The following is a 17,535-nucleotide window of genomic DNA, read 5'->3' on the forward strand; positions in this document are numbered from 1 at the left end:
CTCAAATTCAGGTATAGGGTGATTTTATGGGGAATAAGCCTTCTGCTCGCATGCAAAACGATCAAAAGTTAAAGTGGTGGCAGCTTAGCTTGTTAGGGGTTGCAGGCACTATTGGCACAGGTTACTTTCTCGGGTCCGGCTTAGCGATTTCCATTGGCGGTCCGTCTGTTTTAATTGCATACTTCTTTGCAGCAGTTGGGACGTATGTCGTGTTTGATGCCCTTTCACGTATGACAGCAGATCACCCAGAGCAGGGTTCTTTCCGTTCCTATGCCCAAAAAGCATTTGGGAGCTGGGCGGGCTTCGGTAGTGGTTGGGTCTATTGGTTCTCGGAACTGCTTATTAATGGGAGTCAGCTAACTGCGCTGTCCATATTCTCGCGCTTTTGGTTTCCTGAGGTGCCCATGTGGATCTTTGCGGCTGGGTTCGGAATCCTCGGGCTGGTTATTGTTTTTTTTGGAAATAAGGGCTTTGACCGTGTTGAAAATGTACTGGCTATCATCAAGATGGCAGCGATTGTTATGTTTCTGGTTCTGGCTATAGCTCTTTTGGCAGGTTGGATTGGAGGAGGAAAATATAATCCTAGGTTCCCGAGCCATTATAAAGATCTTTTTCCAATCGGCGGCATAGGGTTGTGGTCTTCTTTTATTTTTGCCTTTTATGCATATGGAGGTATTGAAGTACTCGGAATTATGTCTAACCGGCTCCAACAGCCTAAGGAAGCACCTAAAGCCGGAAAGGTGATGCTGATTATGCTGGTTGCGGTATATATGCTTTCTATTGGCCTGGCTGTGGCTATGGTTCCATTAAGTGCCTTTAATCCAAAAGAAAGTCCTTTTGTACTTGCGCTCAGCAGCGATCATTTGGCCTTTGTTCCCCATTTATTTAATGGAGTGCTTATCATTGCAGGCTTTTCAACGATGACCGCATCCCTATACGCAGAAACATCTATGATGATTACGCTTGCACAGGAAGGAGATGCTCCCACCTTATTTTCACGAAAGTGGAAGGGTAAATATCCCCTTTTTGCACTTAGTTTAATCTCCGTTGGACTAATCGCAGCCATTGTCATGTCGTTATTATTACCGGGGAAAGTATATGAATATATCACAACTGCGGCTGGTTTAATGCTACTTTATAACTGGTGCTTCATTTTGCTGTCTTCAGGTAAGCTACTGAAATCGAGCAGATCAAGCAATATTAAACGTTGGATTGGATTATTGTTAATCGTTATGGCTGTAGTCGGATCTTTTTTTCACAAGCTTAGCCGTCCGGGGTTATATATTAGCCTACTGCTTGTCTTGCTGATTGCGATTTGTGATTTCATTGTACAGCGGGTTCGCCGAAAGCATACTAGATCCAGTCATTATGTCAAAAAGGCCAAGTCTTAGTGAAAAACAATAACTTTAATGCCTGTAAACCAAAATAAAAGCCAAAGCCTATAAGCGATAATCCGGACAGCCATGAGATGGTTTGAAGCACTCCGGTTTTTAGAAATCTACGAAAAATACTTGAAGCGGCAGCCATAGTCACATCCCAGAGCAGCACGCCCAATACAATGGCTCCACTATATATCAATAGCTGCTGTACGGGATACGTATCTGCAACGTTTGCCAGTATTGAGCCATAAATGCCAAGCCAGAACAGGATGGAGATAGGATTAAATAATGACATCAGGAAGCCTGTCAGAAAGGAATTGGTTAATGTATTACTATTGCCCCTTAATTCGGCTTGTGCAATGACACCTGCATTTTTAATGCTTTCAATTCCTGTATACACAAGCACGAAAAAACCAAACAACCACAAAAAAGCTTTGACAAATGGGGCATTAAGCAGGTGAATCATTCCCAAATAAACAAGCAGCATATAAATTATATCTGCGGTTATTGCACCGAGCCCAATAAACCAGGCGTGCCAAAACCCGTTTTTGATACCTCGATCCAATTGTGCGCTATTGATTGGTCCAATGGGGGCCGAAAGTGACAAACCCAGAAAAATATAACTAAAAAATGTATTAATACTATTCTCCTCCTCGAGTATTTGTAGGGTATTTGTCTATTAGTTTATTCGGACAAACTTATCTGTAAGAACATATTTTTTAATAAATTGCCTTGACACTTTTATTGAAAAACGTTAAACCGTTCAGACGATTTTTGAATAAATGAGTGAGAGATTTCCGAGGTTTATTTAGACAAATTTCTACTGTCAAATGCTATTTTTAATGGGTTGGAAGAAGGAGCTTCGCCTGGGTTTATTGCAGTGCGAGGGGAACGGAGTGGCTGGTTGCTGTGATTTTTGCGGCTATTTCGGCTGCGGTGGGCATCTAATAAACCAAGGAGGGGAGCTGTCTTATAGAGACAAGGGTTTCTTTTTGTGCTCAGAGAAGAAATGTATGGTGCATAAGTTTACGTGGAAAATGAATAATATGGATAGCATTTTCCTAAGGAGGAAATAAACTTATGCTTGCTGATAATAGATTACTCATTGCTGCTCTAGGCGGTGTGAATGAAATCGGGAAAAACATGTATTTCATTCAATACGATCAGGATATTGTTGTTATTGATTGTGGCTCCAAGTTTCCTGATGAAAATTTGCCTGGTATTGACCTCATTGTACCGGATGTCACCTATTTGCTGGAAAATCAGGACAAAGTCAGAGCGCTCATCGTGACTCATGGGCATGAGGATCACATTGGAGGCATTCCTTATTTGCTAAAGCAAATCAATCTCCCCGTATTTGGGACAAAGCTCACCATCGAATTGTTAAAAATCAAGTTAAAAGAGCACGGTCTTTTACGTGATGCTGAGCTCCATCTTATAGATGCGAATTCAACCATTGATATAGGCACGATCCAGGCATCCTTTTTCACCACCGTCCACAGCATCCCGGATTGTCTGGGTGTCTTTTTTCAGACACCAGAAGGAAATGTGGTCCATACCGGTGACTTTAAATTCGATATGTCTCCCGTAAGCGGACCTTTTCCGGATCTTCACCGAATGGCCGAAATCGGAAAAAAAGGAGTTAAAGTGCTTCTCTCTGAAAGCACAAATGCAGAAAGACCAGGATTTACCCCTTCAGAACGTTTGGTCGGCGGGCATATTCTGGATGCCTTTGCCAGAGCCAAGCAGCAGGTGTTTATCTCCACGTTTGCATCTAATGTGAACCGTGTCCAACAAGTTATTGATGCGGCTGTGGAAACAGGCCGCAAACTTGTTTTACTTGGACGCAGCATGATAAATGTGGTGACAGTGGCCAAGGAGCTGGGCTTCTTGAAAATGCCGGAGGACTTGTTGATCGAGCCGGGAGAAACAGAGCGGTTTCCCGCAGAAGAAATCGCAGTTTTATGTACAGGAAGTCAGGGCGAGCCTATGGCCGCATTATCCCGGTTAGCGAACTCCCTTCATCCCAAAATCGAAATTTTACCCGGTGATACTGTGATCATTGCTGCGGGAGCGATACCCGGGAATGAGCGAAATCTTTCCCAGGTGATTGACAACCTGTATGTGCTGGGGGCCCAGGTTATTTATGGATCAGGCAGCTCCACAGGGATGCATGTATCCGGTCATGGTAGCCAGGAAGAGCTGAAATTAATGATGACTTTGATGAAACCACAGTATTTAATCCCGATACATGGTGAATTTAGAATGCTGTATCGTCATCGTCAGCTAGCAGAGTCTGTGGGCATTCCTATGGAGAATGTATTCATTGTCCGTAACGGGGAGACCATTCAAGTCGAAGAAGGAAGGGCATCCCTCGGTCCCAAAGTACCATCCGGCAATAGTCTAGTCGATGGACTGGTGACAGGTGATGTAGGCAACATTGTACTGCGAGACCGCAAAAAACTTTCTTCAGACGGAATGCTGATTATTGTAATGACGTTGAGCAAAAACGAGAAGCAAATGCTCGCAACGCCCGAGATCATTTCAAGAGGATTTGTATACGTTAGGGATTCCGAAGATCTCATGAAACAAATCCACGAAACGATCATGTCCACAGTGAACGAATTAACAGAAACCGAAATGAGTCAGTGGGGTCTGATTAAGCAGATGCTAAAGGATAATGTGGGTGGGTTTATTTACAGTCAGACCAAGAGAAGGCCCATGATTTTACCTATCATTATTGAGGTTTAAGGTGGCAAACGTCAAAACGAAATGAGATTTTGTTCACGGCGCCATTACTCAAAAAAAGACTTAGATCAGTAATACGACTGATTTAAGTCTTTTTTCTTCTTGTTTTTCCTAAAAATGCGGATGTAATAGCGGTTTGCAGCGAAGCGGAGGATTTGAATCTGGAGAAGCAACAGCGATCGTAAGATCAAATCCTACGCGCAGCTTTTTAATCGCTTACGGCCGCTTGCGTTCCTGCTGTATGCCCTGTCGTAAACGCTGCTGTAATATTATAGCCACCAGTGTAACCATGAATATCCAAAATCTCACCACAGAAAAATAATCCGGGCATCAGCCTGGACTCCATGGTTTTGGGATTGATCTCCTTTAAATTCACACCGCCCCCGGTAACAAAGGCTTCCTTCAGAGAGAGTGTACCGTTCACGCGAATTGGAAACGCCTTGATGCGATGGGCGAGTTCCTGCCATTGCTGCTTGGGAATATGATCATAAGTTAAATCTTCACGCAGCTGTGCTTGCTGGAGCAATAATGGAATCAAGCGTTCCGGTAAATAAGGCTTAAGCACATTTTTGATCGCCTTTTTAGCATCGGCTGCCGCCAACTCCAGCGTTTCGCGGTAGACTTCATCGGCATGCTTGTGAGGCTGCAAATCGAGAGTCAGCAGCACCGTGCTGGTCTTGTCCTTTTTCATTCCCTTTACGACAAACTGACTGCACCGCAAAGCGGTTGGGCCGGACAGGCCAAAGTGTGTGAAAATCATATCTCCTTCGTGGACGACAACCTTCTTTTGCTTCGCATTCCATACGGTCAGGCTGATATCGCGTAAGGATAGTCCCTGAAGCTCCTTCGTCTGGATGAACGTCTCGCCTGACGTCAACGGAACCTCCGTTGGATACAGCTCCGTAATTGTATGCCCTGCTTGCTCGGCCCAAGCATAGCCGTCACCCTCCGATCCTGTATGCGGAACGGACTTGCCACCAACGGCTACAATGACGTTGCGGCTGCGCAGGATTTCTCCGGAGCGCAGCCGTACTCCAGCCGCATGACCTTCTTTGTAAATAACCTCTTGTACGGGGCAGCTTGTGCGAATGTCGACCCCTTGAGAGCGTACCTTGTTAACTAAAGCATCGACAACGGTTTTGGCCTTGTCCGTCACTGGAAACATACGCCCGTTGTCTTCTTCCTTTAAGGCTATGCCTAACTGTTCAAAAAAGGCGATGATATCCCGATTGCCAAAAGCCGCCAGCGCACTGTGCAGAAAACGGCCATTGCCGGGAATATGCCGGATTAGCTCGTTCAGCTCCTTTGCATTGGTGACATTGCAGCGTCCTCCACCGGAAATACCGAGCTTGCGCCCGAGTTTATTTCCCTTTTCCAGTAAAAGCACCTTGGCGCCCTCACCGCTGGCTGCCGCAGCGGCCATTAATCCGGCCGAGCCGCCTCCGATCACAATAATGTCGTAACTCATCAAATCTCTTCCTTTTCGTCGACAATTTTCAAAAAATTCAGAATGGTGTAACAGTTTCTTCATTATATCTTAATAGCGTCGCTTTAATTCATTTTTATTATGATAAACACGCCGATTTCTCATTTTGTCTGATTGCGAAAAACGTAAAAACGATTTTCTTCTATTCATCCAGCATTTTGCGGATTTTGTCGTTCTACACCGGAATTTTAACACATATATTGTAATATATTGTAGCCTGTGCTTTAATTCAACTAGCGGCGTCAAGGAAAGATGAGGAGGAGGAAAAGTCCTTGTTAATTGCTTTGAAGGAAAGTGTGCTTCAGGTTCTCCTTGCCGTTATATCGGCGGGTTTTTTCTCTATATTAACGGATTATGGAGATAAGAAAAAGGTTTGGGGCGGCCAGCTGCTGCCCGGTCCGAATCAAGGGATACTTTATTTGTGTTGCTTACCAGCCATATTGCTATGTTCTCTCTTTCAATATCAGTCTCCATATGGCCTACCTTCCAATCTCGGAATTATTCCCCTCGCTGTCGGCATCATGTATGGTAGACGTCGTACCGCCTTCGCGCTCGCCGCTTCCGCACTCATGGGGACCCTGATTATAGCCCAGTCGACAGAAATGTCGCCGATGTATGTGTGCACAGGTTTTATCCTTTTTACTTTTATGCTGCTGCATGGCAAGTTCTTTCAAAAAGGGACGTTGTCGGACAAAAAACTTCTGATTTCCGCATATGTTGTGGTTGATATGCTGCTTAAGGCTCTGTTCCCGCTCCTGCTGGGCAGACAGGATGTATGGGTATACATTCCCAATTTGCTTACAACGCTATGGAATATTGCTGCAGGTATACTGGCAAGTTTTATGGTCGTGAGTCTGATGCATAATGCCTTCGAAAAACTGGCGCTGCGACGTGATGTAAGCGAATTTACGAGCAAATACTTAATTGAAGCGGATAAGCTGCGTCAGGTGATGGATTTGCTGCCATTATCCCTTGCAACTCTGGACAGCGAGGAACGAGTTATACATATGAACAAAACAATGCTGGAACTCTATCGGAATTTCGATCCCTTCATTACGCTGCCTAAGGTAGTGGGGCGTCCATGGACCTCGTTATATGATTTTAACACTTCGTCGGTGATTAGCGAACGGGTTATGAAAGCGTTGCAAGGGGAGGCGGGTGCTGATTTTATTAATGTACCTCCCAAAGTATTCTTCTGCAGCTTTCTCCCCATGCGGGATAAACATGTGAACAAAACGACAGGTGTCATTATTGCCTTGCAGGATATTACAGAGCTGGAGACGCTGCGCAGTGAGCTGTGCAATTTTGAGAGGCTCAGTCTGGTCGGACAGATGGCAGCAGGCATCACTCATGAAATACGCAATCCCATGGCGGTTGTGCGTGGATTTTTACAGCTTATGCGTGAGAAAAGTCCGGATTCCCTCGGTCATTACTACCGTATTGTGATGGAGGAACTGGATCGCGCGAACGGGATTATTAACGATTTTCTTTCACTTGCCCAGAACCGGATTGTTGAGAAGGAGCAATGTCATCTTCACGATATTATTCGCGAGCTCACGCCTTTATTGTGGGCAGATGCGAACCTGAGGGGGCAGACAATTGAGCTAAAGCTGGAGGATCATGTGACGATGCTGCATTTGAACCCCAAGGAAATGAAGCAATTGCTGCTTAACTTATCGCGTAATGCGATGGAGGCTATGGGTGAAAAGGGTGTACTGACCATCTCCACGCATGAGGAAGGGGATTTTGTGGAGCTGGAAGTAAAGGATACAGGTCCGGGAATTCCGCAAAACCAGCTTGAAAAGCTGTTCCAGCCTTTTTACACGACCAAAACCAAAGGCACAGGTCTGGGGCTGGCTTTATGTCAAAGTATCGTAGAGCGACACCACGGTACGATTGCCGTAGATTCTGTGGAAGGAACGGGCACGCAGTTTAGAGTTCGATTGCGCAGAACCATTCCAGCTTATCGAGAACATTCCGAGCCTTCTGTCATGAATTCCATACAAAAATAATTGTACACATATAGATCTGTTTTTTTGCAAAACACGTGAAAAAGATTGTATAATGAAGATTAGGTATCCGTACCTTTAACACGAGAGTGGATAAAAAAAGCAACGTAGTATACATGATTTTTGGAAAAGGAGTGAAAGAATATGTCTATGTCTTTTGACCAATATATGAGAGATTCAGTTCAGCCCATGCGCGATGAACTGACCAATCTTGGAATCCAGGAGCTGCGTACTTCGGAAGAAGTGGAGGCCAAGCTGCCTAATGCCAAGGGAACAACGCTGGTTGTTGTTAACTCGGTATGCGGTTGTGCCGCAGGTCAATGCCGTCCAGGTGTGGCCGAAGCGCTGAAGCATGATATTACACCGGATCACCTGTATACGGTTTTTGCCGGACAGGACAAGGAAGCAACGGCGAAGGCTCGCGAATTTTTCGCGCCGTATCCGCCATCTTCCCCTTCCATTGCACTGTTGAAAGACGGCGAGCTGGTTCACTTCATCGAGCGTCACCAGGTGGAGGACCGTTCGGCTGATCAAATCGCTGCTGATTTGACCAGTGCATTTGACCGTTTTTGCCGTTAAGACTGCTCAAGCTATGCCCCCGCATTTTTCGCCTGCGAAACTTGCCGGGGCTTTTGCATGTTAGCTTGTAAAGTAAATTCCTAAAAAGAGGTGTTTATCTGATGAGTTTGCAGGAACAGATTATTGCTGAATTGGGAGTACAGCCTACGATTAACGTAGAGGCAGAGGTCCGCAAGCGCGTGGATTTCCTCAAGTCGTATGTAACGAAAACCGGAAGCAAAGGACTGCTGATCGCCATCAGTGGCGGGATTGACAGTGCTGTAGCAGCTGCCCTGTGCAAGCAGGCTACAGATGAGCTGACGAAGGAGCAAGGGCAAGAGTACATAACGCTGGGGGTGTTCCAGCCTTATGGCAAGCAGGAAGATATTGAGCACAGCTACGCGGTTGCCAAAGCGTTCGATCTGAAATATGCCGGGGAAACGAACATCAAGGAAGCGGTTGATGAGGTTGCCGTGGAAGTGGAGCATACGTTAAAGGATATCGGTCTTGAACGTTCCATTACTCCGCAAGTGAGAGGGAATGTAAAGGCAAGAACACGTATGGTGGTTCAGTACGCACTCGCGAACGAGCTGAATCTGCTTGTCGTTGGCACAGACCACGCTTCAGAAGCCATCACAGGCTTTTATACGAAATGGGGCGATGGTGCAGTCGATATTACACCGCTTAGTACGCTGAACAAGCGTCAGGTGCGTTTGCTGGCCAGCTACCTTGGAGTTCCGCAGGTCATTTTGGACAAAGCGCCTACAGCAGGATTGTGGGAAGGCCAGACGGATGAACAAGAACTGGGCATCTCCTACGAAGCGAACAGCGACTATCTGGAAGGCAAGGAAATAGACCCGGCGGCACGCGAAAAGCTGGAAAGCTTCTTCACACGTACAGCGCATAAGCGGACAAGCATTCCGGGAGTTTAAGTGCGTAATCTTATGATTATGAAATTGTAAATCACTCTTGGTATTTATGCGAAATGCTCAAATCAATAAAAATGCGGCGATCCGCCCGGCGGATCGCCGTTTGCATTAAAAGGGCTATAGCTTAATTGGTGATCCATTCAATGAAGCGGCGGGTTTCGGTAATCGCCTGATCCAGCTGAAGACTGCCTCCCTGAAATGGATGAACGGTATTGAAGGTATGATTGCCACCTTGAATTTGTACCCATTCAATATCGGGACGAACGGTGGTGAGCAGGGCAGAGCCTTCGCGTAGGCGTTTGGAGTCTTCGGTTCCCTGGATAAGTACGGCTGGCAGCCGGCTGTCTGCAAGCCTGTCCACGATGGCAAAACGCGAGCGATTTTGCTCCAGATCGTTCAGAATGACTACATCCAGCGGGAGCTGCTGCCCGGTTCTGGCGTTTTGAACATAGCTGCGTCCCTTGGTGCGCATTTCTTCTTTTTGTGGCAAAGTAAACAGATCCAAATCTGTCACGCCATTCCATGAAATGACACCGGATATTTCTCCGGGGTGATCCAGAGCGTATACGAAGCAGCTTCCCGCGCCCCGGCTGTGCCCTAATAGAAATAACGGCAGCTCTCTGAACTCGTGGCGTGCTCTTAGATGGGTTAGCAGTATATCCAAATCCTCTTGCTCGCGGCTATAGGTGTTGCGTGCGAATTTTTCCGGCTCGGTAAAATTCTCTAAATCCTCACCTATGCCATTATGTGAAAAGTTGAAGGTTACGACATGGTTATCCACGCTCAATGCTTCTGCAATAAAGGGGAACATACCCCAATCCTTAAATCCCTTGTAGCCATGAGCGATGATGAGCAGGCTTTTGGCTTTGTTTTTGGCGGGAAACCAGGAGGCCCGGATCACGGCATCTATTCCTGCTTCAACCACAATGGTTTCTGACATCCTATCCTTCCTTTCTACGGGAATTTTTAAGTGGGTCTATCAGCTAAATTCATACATTGAACTATAGCTACTCTTATTTTAACATATATTGGTGCTGCCCTTGCGCCTTTGTGGCTCGCCATGGTGTGGACGCACTGTTACAATAGGTGCAGTAAAGTATAAAAAGGACGGGGAATACCCAAATGATCTACGGAATTGGACATGATGTGCTGGAAATAAGCCGTATGGCTGACATTTTGGCAGGTAAATATGCAGATGCGTTTTTAAAACGGGTGTTGACCCCGGCTGAACGTGAGCTTGCTGTGGAACGCAAAGCTAGGCTAACGGAGTTTGTAGCAGGTCGCTTTGCTGCAAAGGAAGCGATAACGAAGGCCTTCGGTTGCGGAATCGGGCAGATGATCGGGTTCGGTGATATGGATATTTTACCGGAGCCTGGGGGAAAGCCCGTAGTTTATTTATCTTCGTCCGCGTGGAATAGACTGGACTTGCCAGGTACAGGGAGCTCGGATTACAGTATTCACCTGAGTATTACACACCAGCCCAACATTGCCTCTGCTTTTGTAATTGTCGAATATAAGGAGATGTGATGTGATGACTGCAAATACACTGGAACAAAAACGTTATTTCAGTTTTGAACTGTTGAACTGGTATACACGAAACAAACGGGATTTGCCGTGGCGCCGCCATCGGAATCCTTTTTATATCTGGATTTCGGAAATTATGCTTCAGCAGACGCGTGTCGATACGGTGATCCCGTATTTCAATCGCTTTATTGCACGTTTTCCGACGATCGAAGCGCTGGCGGAAGCACCCGAGGAGGATGTGCTCAAGCTGTGGGAAGGGCTGGGCTATTATTCCCGTGCCCGGAATTTGCAAGCTGCGGCCAAACAAGTGGTCGAGCTTCACGGCGGACAGGTACCGGATGATACACAGGCCGTCGCCGCGCTGAAAGGAGTCGGCCCGTATACGACAGGTGCAATTATGAGTATCGCCTTCAATCGGCCGGAGCCTGCTGTAGATGGCAATGTGATGCGGGTGTTGTCGCGCTATTTCCTCATTGAAGAGGATATTATGAAGGGCAGCACACGATCACATATGGAAAGTCTGGTGCGGGAGCTGATCCCCGAAGGGAGAGCCTCCGATTTCAATCAGGCACTGATGGAGCTGGGGGCGCTGGTGTGCACGCCGAAGTCGCCCCAGTGCCTGACCTGCCCGGTCATGGAGCATTGCTCAGGGCGACTGGCAGGTCGCGAGGAGACGCTGCCGGTGAAGACGAAGGCGAAGCCGCCGCGGCTGGAGCCGCGTTCCGTCGCCCTCATTGAGGGCAGCGGCGCGAACGCAGGTCGCCTGCTCGTCCGGCAGCGTCCGGCCAAGGGCTTGCTCGCCCGCATGTGGGAGCTGCCGCACGAGCTTGCCGGGCCAGAGGGATACAACGGCCCGGTGCCGGATGAGCCTGCCATGGACCATCTGGCGGCTCATTTGCTGGCAGAGGGCGTGCTTGCGCGCCCGGTGCGATTTGTACGTGAGGCGGAGCACACGTTCAGCCACATCCACTGGAACCTGCGTGTGTTCCAGTGTGAAGAGGTCGCCAGCCCTGCAGGAATGGCGAACAGACAACCGCTGGCTGCCGAGCAGCGGGCAGACTACAGCACCGGAGCGAAGCCGGATGCGTTGATTGCGCTGGCAGAACAGGAGGAGCAGGCCCACTCCGGGCTGCCTGCAGGATACCGCTGGATCAGCGAGGCGGATATGGACACCATGGCGTTTCCCAAGGTGTTCCTCGATCTGATCACCGAATATTATGCAAAGCAAAAAGGGACCTTGGTGTAGGTCCTCAACAGCTGCCGGAGAAGTCTCGGCAGCTTTTTTTGTTCTTTTTTCGCTAAGTCTGACGTCTCGTAAAAATAACGATATATATAGACCGTCGCTATTTATCAGTCACAATTACATGGCCTGTTCAAAAATGTTTGGTTGCCTGCTTCATGTAGATATACATTTCGCCACTTTCGATCTTTAAAGTGAATTGGCACGGTCCTCGATCTCGATCAGCCCTTTGCCGATTACATTGGCCGAAACCGGAGGCTTGCCGACCTCCCGTGACCATACGGACAGCTGCCCGATATGATGAATCTGGTGGGCGATGACATGACGCATCAGCTCGCCCCAGGCATCAATTACAATCCTGCCGTCCGGTAGGTGATCTTCAAACCTTTTTTGTTCCAGCCCTTCATGCCAGGCGAGCACGAACGGCTCGACATCAAGTCGAAACTTCGCATCCAGCTTACGGACTTTATCCAGCGTAGCATGGAGTGAGAAGTCCTCCTGAAAATCAGGCTTGCCCTGAATCGTTTGAATCCAGCTCCACTCCACATCAACGATATGAAAGAGCGTCTTCAAAATACCGCCGACACCGCCGACGCGTTCTCTCAAAAAAGCTCTTCCTGCGGTACCTCCTCACACCAGCGGTACCATTGTTCCCGAACCATCCAGTTGTAGCGAAAGAAAGTCTGCATCCATCAACCTCCAGCATTGTTTTGATGATCGTCGCTACCATCTTACCATGGAATACCAAATCTTTGTCAGCATCTTCTTGCGCTTCCTGTTCGACTTAATGGACGGGGGCTTCTGTCCATCCATTTAAATTGAAAAAGGCTGTCTCACTCGTAGAAATTCTACTTTGGAGACAGCCTTTATTATAGAGTAGTGAATGTGTTACTGGCTTATTTCTTTGCTGCCGCGTAACGTTTGTTTACTTCATCCCAGTTGATAACATTGTAGAATGCTGCAATGTAATCCGGGCGTTTGTTTTGATATTTCAGGTAGTAAGCATGCTCCCAAACGTCCAGTCCAAGTACCGGAGTCAGACCTTCAAACAGTGGGCTGTCTTGGTTAGGAGTACTAGTGATTGCCAGTTTGCCGTCTTTGCCGACAACCAGCCAAGCCCAGCCGCTACCAAAGCGTGTTGTAGCTGCTTTAGTGAAGTCTTCTTTGAATTTGTCGTAGCCGCCCAGCTCGTTGTTGATGGCATCAGCAATAGCGCCCGTCGGTTGTCCGCCGCCATTAGGACCGATAACTTCCCAGAACAGGCTGTGGTTATGGTGTCCGCCACCGTTATTGCGAACCGCAGTGCGGATGCTTTCAGGAACGCTGTCCAGATTGGAGATCAGATCCTCCAGGCTTTTGCTTTGCAGTTCAGGAGCGCTCTCCAGAGCTGCATTTAAGTTCGTTACATATGTGTTATGGTGACGATCATGGTGAATTTCTACTGTCAGTGCATCAATGTGCGGTTCCAGTGCGTCTTTTGCATAAGGAAGTTCTGGTAATTGAAATGCCATAATAAAATCCCTCCTGGTTATATGGTTGGGTAAGGTATTCCTATGTAATAATACCCTCTACAGTTATATTAAACCGCATTCAGGCTATTTTATCAACATTTTTGTTTGTAAAATAGCAAACTGGGAAATACGACCTGATAGCTAGCATGTCCAAAAACCTGACTGGAATACACAAAATATAGGTAATATGAAGGAAATTATAAGATACAAAAATGTAAACGCTACATATACAGCGCTTACATGAGAAAAAGGGATGTATTCCTGTTAAAAGTGTGGTTTAATGATCAAGGAAGCAGAAATTTCGGCTTTTTTGTCGTCTGCTATATCTTTGTCATGTCTTTTGGACCTGACGAATTTGAGGGCATTACACCCTTTTCCTGTTCTTTATTTCATATATAGCAGATCGTATGCATTTTTATCATAATGCCTTGTGATTAACACCATGCTAAGAACTTTAAGGATTTATGTAAAAATGACGGCGTTGTCTCATTTTTTTATTAAGCTTACGAAAAGGGAGATATTACTTATGCACGTTCGTTCCTTTCAATTAAGTGATGTGAATCCAGTAACCGAACTCATGCAAGTTGCTTTGTCAGAGGAGTGCTACAAGGAGACGGTGGGTGCTTTTGCCCGTCAGCTTTCGTGGGATTCCGGTTTGATCGTCGTTGCGGAAGATGAGGGAGAGATTGTTGGTGCCCTGATTGGCACGATAGATCAGAATCATGGTTGTTATTATCGTATTGCTATTCACCCCGATCATCGTCGAATGGGTATTGGGAAATCGCTTGTGGAGGCCATGGAGCAACGTTTCCAACAACGTAAAGTTAGCCGCATTTTAGTAGCCGGGGACAAGCATAACAGCGCGGCCATGCCTTTGTATGAAGCAATGGGCTATGGAGCAAACCAGATTTTACAGGCTTTTCAGAAGCTTAGTATTTTGGCTCCTCATTAAACGGCACTCATTGATATAAAGAGAATTGAATATTTTTAAAGTTAATATTTCCAATTAGAGCATATCTGAGTAACCGTTGCAATCGGGTACGGGATATGCTTTTCTATTTATAACAGGGTTAAGGAGGTATATTATGGACGCTTTGGCTCCTTCGTCAGGCCCGCTTCCTTCACCGGAAACATCCAAGCAGACAGGTCGCGCTGGTTACTTACGCGATTGGTTGGTTACCCTTCTGATTGTGCTGATCGTCTTGCTGCTGCTGAACCTGTTCGTGTTTAATTTGTCCACGGTCAGGGGACATTCGATGCAGCCGACACTCATGGAGAGCCAGCATTTGTTCGTTAACAAGCTGGTTTACAATTTTCATGATCCGGCCAGGGGAGACATCGTGATTTTAAAAGATCCCGACTCCAAGTCGTCCAACCCGAGATTTTTAGTGAAAAGAGTGATAGGCACTCCCGGAGATGTGATTCGGGTGGAACATAATCGCTTGTATGTGAACGGTGAGCTGCTAAATGAGCCTTACACCAACTCCAGGGTGGAGGATGGTGATTACGGCCCTTTTACGGTGGAGCCGGGTCACTTTTTTGTCATGGGAGATAACCGCCATACTGCCGCAAGCAAGGACAGCCGCTATTTCGGCAGCATTAAATCCCAGGATTTGCTGGGGCGTGCGGAGTTTATTTTTTGGCCGATATCTGGTTGGAAATGGCTATAGAGCAACGATAGTTTGAAATCAATGCGGAACGCGTGTGAACCGATCAGGATCATGACGGAGCAGACGGTTGCGAATCAGGAAAGGAAGAGGAATATGAAAGAAGTGATGGTATATACCGACGGCGCATGTTCGGGAAACCCGGGCCCTGGGGGTTGGGGCGTCGTTTTGCTGTATGGAGAGCATCGCAAGGAACTGTCCGGAGCCGAGCAAATGACAACAAACAACCGCATGGAGATCAAGTCTGTGATCGAAGCGCTGAAGCTGCTCAAGGAGCCTTGTCATGTCAAAGTTCACAGTGACTCTGCCTATGTCGTCAATTGCTTCAAACAGGGCTGGATTAAGAATTGGCTTCGTAACGGCTGGCGCAACAGTAAAAATCAGCCTGTTGAAAATAAAGAGCTGTGGGAAGAACTGTGGGAACTGATGGGCAAGCATGAGGTTGAATATGTAAAGGTGAAGGGGCACAGTGACAACGAGCTGAACAATCGCTGTGATTTTCTGGCGACCAGCGCTGTTAAAAATTTACGGTAGCATCTGGAGCTGTTTTCTGTTGAAATTTGAGATAAGAGGATGATTGCAAATTCCTCATAACAAGTGATTACGTACGAAGGAATGAAAGAGAGGTGAGTATCGGATGCAACGCGGATTAGTACCAACGGCTGCCGGAACCGCCTCGACCTGGGCATCACTCAAGCAGGAAATCATTGAGGCAGCTCCGGGGCTGGGTATCGACTCCATCGGGTTCGCATCCGCCGACCCCTTTCTGTCTCTGAAAGCTATATTGGAAGAGCATCGGGCCAAAGGCTATGAATCCGGCTTTGAGGAGCCGGATATTCATAAACGGATTTATCCGGAGCTGTATGGTTCACAACCAGCATCCCTGATTGCCATTGCGGTGGCGTACCCTGCTAAAATGAAGAATCCGCCGAAGTCGGAAAAGGGCAAGTATCGTGGTATTTTGGCACGCTCAGCCTGGGGGAAGGATTATCATCTTGTGCTGCGCGAGGCGATGGAGAAGCTCGAGGCCTTTATAAGCGAGCGAGTGCCTGATGCGATGCTGAAAAGCATGGTGGATACCGGAGAACTGTCGGATCGAGCTGTAGCGGAACGCGCGGGTATCGGCTTTAGCGGCAAAAACACAATGATGATTTCACCGACGCTCGGATCATGGATTTATCTGGGTGAATTGCTGACGAACATTCCTTTTCAACCAGATGAACCCGTCACGGACGGCTGCGGGGAATGCACCAAATGCTTGGATGCGTGTCCTACGGGCGCGCTTGTGGGACCGGGGCAGCTGAACGCCCAGCGGTGTGTGTCCTTTTTGACACAAACGAAAGGCTTTCTGGATGAAGAGTTTATGCTGAAAATAGGGAATCGGTTGTACGGATGTGATACCTGCCAAATGGTATGTCCCAAAAATCGGGGCCTTAACTGGAACCATCATCCTGAGCTTACTCCCGATCCCGAAATTGTGAAGCCACTGCTGCTGCCGTTGCTGGATTTGAGCAATCGTGAATTCAAGGAACGATTTGGTCAAAGCGCGGCAGCCTGGCGGGGGAAAAAGCCAATTCAGCGCAATGCCATTATCGGGCTGGGCAATTTCAAGGATATCAGTGCCGTACCCAAGCTGACGGAGGTTCTGTTGGATGATCCACGCCCCGAGCTTCGGGGCACGGCGGCTTGGGCTTTGAGCCGAATAGGAGGAGAAAACGCTATGACAGCGATCAAGCAAGCATCAGAGAAGGAACAACATGAGCAAGTACGCGAAATGATCGCGCAGGCGCATTCCAAACTGGAGGAGCAACAGCAAGCAGAACAGCAAAAGGTCTCTGAATTATCAAATTCAGAAGCAACGGCCGTGGATTCACAGGGTCCAACCACCATTTACTATGATGAAATGGAGACACCTGTGGGCACTTTGACGTTGTGTGCAACGGATCGGGGGCTGTGCCGAATAGAGTTTGGCGTTTTTTATGCGAAGGAGGCACTGCTTCAGCAATGGGCCCGGACATGGATCGGGGAATATGTCTACGTGCAGGAACCGGAAAAACTGCGCGAGGCCGCGGATCAACTGCGTGAATATTTTGCCGGAGAACGACGGGAATTCAGTATAGCCTTTGATTTGAGAGGGGTTCCCTTCCAAGAGCAGGTATGGCGTGCACTGCAAAATATTCCGTATGGACAGAGCGTCTCCTACAAGGATATTGCAGAGTCCATCGGACGTGCCAAAGCCGTACGTGCAGTCGGCGATGCGAGCAACAAAAATCCGCTGCCCATTCTGATTCCATGTCACCGGATATCAGGTGCAACCGGAAGCCTTGTCGGTTATGCAGGGGGTCTGCAAGTCAAGACAAAGCTGCTGAATTTGGAAAAAGAATAAGGACATATGTTTGCAAATTGTGATTTGCTAGCTGTCCCATGTTTTGCTATGATAGGTTCGTGTGTAATGCATGATGTTTCATATAAATATACAGAGGT

15 protein-coding genes and 1 pseudogene are annotated in these 17,535 nt (G+C 47.5%); 11 read left to right on the top strand and 5 right to left on the bottom strand.

Features of this window, described 5'->3' with window-relative positions:
• Window positions 1-26 precede the first annotated feature (26 nt).
• Window positions 27-1,391, top strand: a complete 1,365-nt coding sequence (locus GCU48_RS14275) for an amino acid permease (protein WP_152380437.1) — start codon at window positions 27-29, stop codon at window positions 1,389-1,391.
• Here GCU48_RS14275 and GCU48_RS14280 read toward each other — a convergent pair.
• Window positions 1,372-2,019 carry a LysE family transporter gene (locus GCU48_RS14280; RefSeq protein WP_152380438.1) on the bottom strand — a complete coding sequence of 216 codons (648 nt, stop codon included), beginning with the start codon at window positions 2,017-2,019 and terminating at the stop codon, window positions 1,372-1,374. The genes GCU48_RS14275 and GCU48_RS14280 overlap by 20 nt on opposite strands.
• Window positions 2,020-2,459: 440 nt before the next feature.
• Here GCU48_RS14280 and GCU48_RS14285 point away from each other — a divergent pair, with 440 nt between their 5' ends.
• Window positions 2,460-4,130, top strand: a complete 1,671-nt coding sequence (locus GCU48_RS14285; RefSeq protein WP_152380439.1) for a ribonuclease J — start codon at window positions 2,460-2,462, stop codon at window positions 4,128-4,130.
• 205 nt (window positions 4,131-4,335) lie between these two features.
• On the opposite strand, the gene GCU48_RS14290 is transcribed toward GCU48_RS14285, so the two are convergent.
• Complete coding sequence (locus GCU48_RS14290) at window positions 4,336-5,595, bottom strand: BaiN/RdsA family NAD(P)/FAD-dependent oxidoreductase (RefSeq protein ID WP_152380440.1); 1,260 nt, start codon at window positions 5,593-5,595, stop codon at window positions 4,336-4,338.
• A 290-nt stretch (window positions 5,596-5,885) separates the two neighbouring features.
• Here GCU48_RS14290 and GCU48_RS14295 point away from each other — a divergent pair, with 290 nt between their 5' ends.
• From GCU48_RS14295 to nadE, 3 genes are all read left to right on the top strand, one after another.
• Complete coding sequence (locus GCU48_RS14295; RefSeq protein WP_152380441.1) at window positions 5,886-7,625, top strand: two-component system sensor histidine kinase NtrB; 1,740 nt, start codon at window positions 5,886-5,888, stop codon at window positions 7,623-7,625.
• A gap of 141 nt (window positions 7,626-7,766) precedes the next feature.
• Complete coding sequence (locus tag GCU48_RS14300) at window positions 7,767-8,201, top strand: BrxA/BrxB family bacilliredoxin (RefSeq protein WP_025719720.1); 435 nt, start codon at window positions 7,767-7,769, stop codon at window positions 8,199-8,201.
• Window positions 8,202-8,302: 101 nt separating this feature from the next.
• Window positions 8,303-9,112, top strand: coding sequence for an NAD(+) synthase (gene nadE, locus GCU48_RS14305; RefSeq protein WP_152380442.1), 810 nt, complete (start codon window positions 8,303-8,305; stop codon window positions 9,110-9,112).
• A 121-nt stretch (window positions 9,113-9,233) separates the two neighbouring features.
• Here the strand turns inward: nadE and GCU48_RS14310 are convergent, their stop codons facing one another.
• Window positions 9,234-10,049, bottom strand: a complete 816-nt coding sequence (locus GCU48_RS14310; RefSeq protein ID WP_152380443.1) for an alpha/beta hydrolase family protein — start codon at window positions 10,047-10,049, stop codon at window positions 9,234-9,236.
• Window positions 10,050-10,231: 182 nt separating this feature from the next.
• On the opposite strand from GCU48_RS14310, the gene acpS reads away from it, so the two are divergent.
• A complete protein-coding gene (acpS, locus tag GCU48_RS14315; protein ID WP_152380444.1) occupies window positions 10,232-10,636 on the top strand; it encodes a holo-ACP synthase in 405 nt (134 codons plus the stop codon).
• Between the two features lie 4 nt (window positions 10,637-10,640).
• Complete coding sequence (gene mutY, locus GCU48_RS14320) at window positions 10,641-11,879, top strand: A/G-specific adenine glycosylase (RefSeq protein ID WP_152380445.1); 1,239 nt, start codon at window positions 10,641-10,643, stop codon at window positions 11,877-11,879.
• A 183-nt stretch (window positions 11,880-12,062) separates the two neighbouring features.
• On the opposite strand, the pseudogene GCU48_RS14325 reads toward mutY, so the two are convergent.
• Window positions 12,063-12,562: pseudogene (locus tag GCU48_RS14325) on the bottom strand (DinB family protein).
• Between the two features lie 207 nt (window positions 12,563-12,769).
• The gene (locus GCU48_RS14330) at window positions 12,770-13,384 is read right to left on the bottom strand and encodes a superoxide dismutase (protein ID WP_094156343.1); all 615 of its coding nucleotides are present in this window, start codon (window positions 13,382-13,384) and stop codon (window positions 12,770-12,772) included.
• A gap of 526 nt (window positions 13,385-13,910) precedes the next feature.
• Between GCU48_RS14330 and GCU48_RS14340 the strand changes: the two genes are divergently transcribed.
• From GCU48_RS14340 to queG, 4 genes are all read left to right on the top strand, one after another.
• Window positions 13,911-14,336 (top strand): GNAT family N-acetyltransferase, encoded by a 426-nt coding sequence (locus tag GCU48_RS14340; protein WP_025721503.1) that lies wholly within the window; start codon window positions 13,911-13,913, stop codon window positions 14,334-14,336.
• Window positions 14,337-14,469: 133 nt separating this feature from the next.
• Window positions 14,470-15,054 (top strand): signal peptidase I, encoded by a 585-nt coding sequence (lepB, locus tag GCU48_RS14345; RefSeq protein WP_152380446.1) that lies wholly within the window; start codon window positions 14,470-14,472, stop codon window positions 15,052-15,054.
• 93 nt (window positions 15,055-15,147) lie between these two features.
• Window positions 15,148-15,585, top strand: a complete 438-nt coding sequence (rnhA, locus tag GCU48_RS14350; protein ID WP_025721507.1) for a ribonuclease HI — start codon at window positions 15,148-15,150, stop codon at window positions 15,583-15,585.
• Between the two features lie 103 nt (window positions 15,586-15,688).
• Window positions 15,689-17,437, top strand: a complete 1,749-nt coding sequence (queG, locus tag GCU48_RS14355; protein WP_152380447.1) for a tRNA epoxyqueuosine(34) reductase QueG — start codon at window positions 15,689-15,691, stop codon at window positions 17,435-17,437.
• The last annotated feature ends 98 nt before the right edge of the window (window positions 17,438-17,535 follow it).

The organism is Paenibacillus brasilensis, assembly GCF_009363115.1.
In the GTDB taxonomy this organism is placed as follows: domain Bacteria; phylum Bacillota; class Bacilli; order Paenibacillales; family Paenibacillaceae; genus Paenibacillus; species Paenibacillus brasilensis.